Source organism: Novosphingobium resinovorum (genome assembly GCF_036352595.1).
In the GTDB taxonomy this organism is placed as follows: domain Bacteria; phylum Pseudomonadota; class Alphaproteobacteria; order Sphingomonadales; family Sphingomonadaceae; genus Novosphingobium; species Novosphingobium resinovorum_B.
In genome coordinates, this window is record NZ_JAZFAX010000088.1 from 1 (window position 1) to 3,500 (window position 3,500).

The window sequence follows — 3,500 nt, forward strand, 5'->3', positions numbered from 1 at the left end:
ATGTGGTTGATCGTCTTGGGCCGTGCGCGGGTGCGCCACTTGCGATGCTGGTTGAGGCGCTGGATGAAGTCGGGCGCGTTGACCGGATCGGGGCGGCACAGCACCGGCCGCTTGTTCCACACGCGCAGGGCCATCGGGTTGCCGTCGGGATCGACGAAGTGCGCGGTGCCGTCGGTATCGCGGCGCACCTCGCGGTCCACTTCAAGGCGGCGCACCAGGATTTCAAGGTTCTCGGCAGTATCCACGCCGAGGAACGTCTCGCGCGCGCCCGAGCCGGGGAAGTAGGCGGGGGGCAGTTCAGGATCGTCGATCGGTCGCATGATGAGGCGCGATCCGCTGGGAAAGCCCCAGACGCTGCCGTCCTCGGGCCCGTCCAGCCGCGTCAGCCCGTAATCGTCCCAGAAGCGGTTGCACAGGGCCATGTCCTCGACCCCGTAGACCACGCTTTCAATTCCCAAGATCGCCATCCAGCGTCCCTCTTCCTCAATCTGATCCCGTTCGGAATCTTCCGGTTTATCGTTCCAGATGACCAAGCCGAGCACGCCTTGCAAGATTTTATTAGCGCATACGATAATTTGTCAGATATGCGCTCAATGCACTAGCTCAACGTCGAGCCGTATGGCAGCAACGGCTCAAGATGGATCCGGCGAAGGTTCGGGCCGAGAGGTGTAAGAAGGGTATTCGATGAAGAGCGAATTTAATCGCGCGTCCATATCGGCTGCGCTTGGCGTGTGGATCGGCTTTATCGTCGGGCCCAATGCCATGATCGCCGCGACGAACAGCAACTTCCTCAATGTCCTTCCCGATGCGCTGCATACCAGCCGTACCAATATATCTTTCGTTCTTGCGATGGCGCTGTGGCTGAATGCCGCGATGGTGCCTTTCGCGGGCAAGGCGATGGACCGCTTCGGCGTGCGACAGGTCATCCTGCCCGGCATCCTGATCTTCGCTCTCGCCTTCTTCCTGCTGAGCCGGATGGGGGTGCTCTGGCACTTCGTGGCCTTGCAGGTGCTGCTGACGACCGGCGCGACGCTTACCAGTTCCGTCGGTTACGCCAAGGTCATTGCAATGTGGTTCGACCGGCATCGCGGCTTTGTGCTGGGCCTGTGCGTGGCGCTGGGCGCCGGTGCGGCGCAGACGGTCATGCCCAAGGTATCGTCCTGGCTCATCACCGACCACGGCTGGCGCGGCGGCTACATGGGGCTGTCCGCGATCGTGCTGTGCCTCGGCTTCCCGCTGGTCTACCTGCTTGTCAGAGCCCCCCGCGCCCATGCCTCCAGCGCCGCGACCCTCGATGCCGAGGGCAACCCGGAGGGCATGGAATCCGCGCCCGAACTGCTGGGCGTGACGCGCGGACAGGCCCTGCGCCAACCTGTCTTCTACCTCGTCTTCTTCGCCATCATGTGCGGTTCGATGGCGCTGCTGGGCACGATGCAGCACGTCGTCCCGATGCTGCTCGAGCGCGGCCTGGCGCTGGGAACGGCGACGACGATCATGAGCTGCGCCTTCGCCGGCGTCGTCGCGGGCGAATTCTCCTCGGGCTTCCTTGTCGACCGTTTCAACACCCCGCGCGTGATCCTGCCCTACTTCGTCTGCGCCGCGATCGGCGTGATGACCGTGCACACGCAGAACGACATGTTCCTGCTGGTCCCCGGTGCGTTCCTGATGGGGCTGGGGCTGGGCGGCGAAGTCGGCCAGAACGCCTACCTCGTCTCGCGCTACTTCGGGCTCAAGGCGTTCGGCGCGATTTACGGCATGACCTTCGCGGCCTCTGCGGTGGGCAACGGCACCGGCCTGATCCTGCTGGGAGTCATCCGCGACCAGACCGGCAGCTACGAATTGGGCCGCTATCTCGTCGGCGCGGCGATCACGATTTCGATCCTGTGCATCGCCAGCCTCAAGCCCTTCGTCTACGCCAGCCGCCGTGCGCACTGAACGGCACTCAACGGCACTCAGCAGGTACTCAAGGGCGACACAGGCACGCCCGCAACGCCCCGGAACATGGCCGGGAGGGCATCGCCCGGCAGCCGGTAAACGCCGCGCACGTCCACTTTCAATATTGTGCTATGAGAGAATTTATCGCATGACCGGCGAACGGACAAGATAAGTCCGATCGCGGGAGAAGTAGGAGCCATGGATTTCGAACGGTGGAAGCTGTTCCTGCTCGTCAATGAAATGGGCAGCCTGTCGAAGGCGGCGGTCGTGCTCAATCGGCCGCAGCCCATCATCAGCCGTCATATCAACGCGCTGGAGACGCAGTGCGGTTGCAACCTGTTCTATCGAACGGGCCGCGGCGTGGCGCTGACCGAAGTGGCCGAGGCCATGCTGCCGCGCGTCCAGGCGATGATCTCGGAAGCCGAGCAGATCATGCTGGACATCAAGGGGCAGGCGGGCGTGCCGGTGGGGCGCGTCAGCGTGGGCATGTTGCCGTCGCTGCGGATCTCGGCGGAGTTCGTGGCGCAGGCGCGCGCGCTCTATCCCGAGGTCGAACTGCATCTGACCGAGGCGAGCGGCGGCCAGCTGGCCGAGCAGGTCGCCACCGGGCGCATCGACCTGGCCTTCGTCCTTCGCGAACCGGGCACTGTCGCCAGCACCGAGGAGGCGCTGGTGCGCCTGCCGATGTGCCTGGCCGGCCCGGCGGACGATCCGGTTTCGGCCAGCGACCACGTGCCGTTTGCCGCGCTGGCCGAACTGCCGCTCATCATGGCCAAGCCGCCCAACGCCCTGCGCATGCTTGTGGAAGTGACCGCGCGCAAGCTGGAAGTGCCGCTTACCTTTTCCACCCAGGTCGATCCCCTGACGACCCAGAAGGCGCTCGTCTGCGCCGGCATGGGCTGGACCGTCACCAGTCGCATGGCGGTGCGCGAGGAGGTCATGGCGGGCCGGATGAACGCGGCCAACATCGTCGATCCCGACATGGAGCTGCTGCTGGTGCTGGTGCGCTCGAACCAGCGCCCGGCGACTCTGGCGATCCGCAAGATCGCGCGCCTGCTGTGCGACATCGCGCGGCGGCTGCCCGAGGTTCACCGGGGAGATCCGGCACCTGCTTACCTGCCGATCTGAGGTTTTGGGTTTTGGGTGAAGAAGGAAACCGGTTTCACGCATAGGCGCAGAGGTGTTGCCGTGAACCGCAGGCTCATTCCATTATTCGACCGTGCGTAAACCGCAGCCTCGAAAGCAAGAGCGGTTTCGCCGCAGGCGCTGATCCTCCGTGTCTCTGCGTGATTCCTCTTTAATTCCGTACGATCACGGCAAATGGCCCGCCAGATCGGCAGCTTCCCACTCCGTTTTCGCCATTTCGGGATGTGAGCGCTGCGCTCTATAGCGGCCCGTCCGGTGCTCGCCGCGCGCGAAGAAAACCCGCCTGACCGAACACGCCCCGTTGCGGACCTTGCTCATGACCGTCATCCCGGCGCATGCCGGGACCGTGGGCTGTCTTTAGGCAGGCCCTCGCGTCAGGGCGCCCCGGCGCAAGCTATCGCCTCAAGACTCGCCCACGG

At 64.5% G+C, this 3,500-nt stretch carries 3 protein-coding genes and 1 pseudogene; 2 read left to right on the top strand and 2 right to left on the bottom strand.

Annotation, left to right across the window (positions count from 1 at the left end):
* Positions 1-467: pseudogene (locus V2S85_RS26845) on the bottom strand (bleomycin resistance protein); the annotation flags it as partial.
* Between the two features lie 217 nt (positions 468-684).
* Here V2S85_RS26845 and V2S85_RS26850 point away from each other — a divergent pair.
* Entirely contained in the window at positions 685-1,935 is a 1,251-nt protein-coding gene (locus V2S85_RS26850; RefSeq protein WP_330705838.1) for an MFS transporter, read from the top strand.
* A 198-nt stretch (positions 1,936-2,133) separates the two neighbouring features.
* Entirely contained in the window at positions 2,134-3,063 is a 930-nt protein-coding gene (locus V2S85_RS26855; RefSeq protein ID WP_330705839.1) for a LysR family transcriptional regulator, read from the top strand.
* 183 nt (positions 3,064-3,246) lie between these two features.
* Here the strand turns inward: V2S85_RS26855 and V2S85_RS26860 are convergent, their stop codons facing one another.
* Positions 3,247-3,399 (bottom strand): hypothetical protein, encoded by a 153-nt coding sequence (locus V2S85_RS26860; RefSeq protein WP_330705840.1) that lies wholly within the window; start codon positions 3,397-3,399, stop codon positions 3,247-3,249.
* Positions 3,400-3,500 lie beyond the last annotated feature (101 nt).